The sequence below is a fragment of the Aquibacillus saliphilus genome, assembly GCF_020404745.1.
GTDB classification, from domain to species: Bacteria; Bacillota; Bacilli; order Bacillales; family Amphibacillaceae; genus Aquibacillus; species Aquibacillus saliphilus.
Genome location: NZ_JAIZAP010000041.1, coordinates 1 through 826 on the forward strand (window position 1 = coordinate 1; position 826 = coordinate 826).

Sequence of the window (826 nt, forward strand, 5' to 3'; positions counted from 1 at the left end):
CCCATTCGGAAATTCCTGGATCAATGCCTACGTACGGCTCCCCAGGACATATCGGTGTTTGTCCCGTCCTTCTTCGGCTCCTAGTGCCAAGGCATCCACCGTGCGCCCTTCTTCACTTAACTAACTTTATCAGTTTAGCTTCTGTTCCCAGTAGCTAGCTCACTAATCAACTTACTACCCGTTCCCAACTTCGGGGAACTGTTCGCAAGTTGATTTATTCGTACGCTACTAACCGGTCACTTCCGCTTCCTAATCACAGTAAAAAAGTTTGTTCGTTGTTGCTTTGATGTCTTGTCATCAGTTTCGTTCCAGCTTCTACTAGAATAGCGTATAGGTAAACCATGCGCTATTTAACAGTCGCTTTCACTTCCTGATCTTTCTTATCTAGTTTTCAAGGTACAAGTTGTATTTTGGTGGAGCCTAGCGGGATCGAACCGCTGACCTCCTGCGTGCAAGGCAGGCGCTCTCCCAGCTGAGCTAAGGCCCCGTTTGGATGGTGGGCCTGAGTGGACTCGAACCACCGACCTCACGCTTATCAGGCGTGCGCTCTAACCAGCTGAGCTACAGGCCCATCCTATTGTGGGATGAATTATATGGAATTTAAGTATCAATCCCTCAAAACTGAACCAAACAACCAAGTATGTTTCAGCTCGTAAGAGCTGTTCCGTTCGCAGGGGCTTTACTTCCGTAAAAACGGTCGTTTTCACTCCTGCGAATGTTTCCTTAGAAAGGAGGTGATCCAGCCGCACCTTCCGATACGGCTACCTTGTTACGACTTCACCCCAATCATCAGCCCCACCTTCGGCGGCTGGCTCCTAAAAGGTTA

General features: G+C 48.8%; 2 tRNA genes and 2 rRNA genes. All 4 read right to left on the reverse strand.

Annotated elements, in window-relative coordinates:
• Positions 1-122, reverse strand: a 23S ribosomal RNA gene (locus LD272_RS21300); the annotation flags it as partial.
• 289 nt (positions 123-411) lie between these two features.
• Positions 412-487: transfer RNA gene (locus LD272_RS21305), tRNA-Ala, on the reverse strand.
• A gap of 7 nt (positions 488-494) precedes the next feature.
• Positions 495-571: transfer RNA gene (locus LD272_RS21310), tRNA-Ile, on the reverse strand.
• Between the two features lie 156 nt (positions 572-727).
• Positions 728-826 (reverse strand): 16S ribosomal RNA (locus LD272_RS21315); the annotation flags it as partial.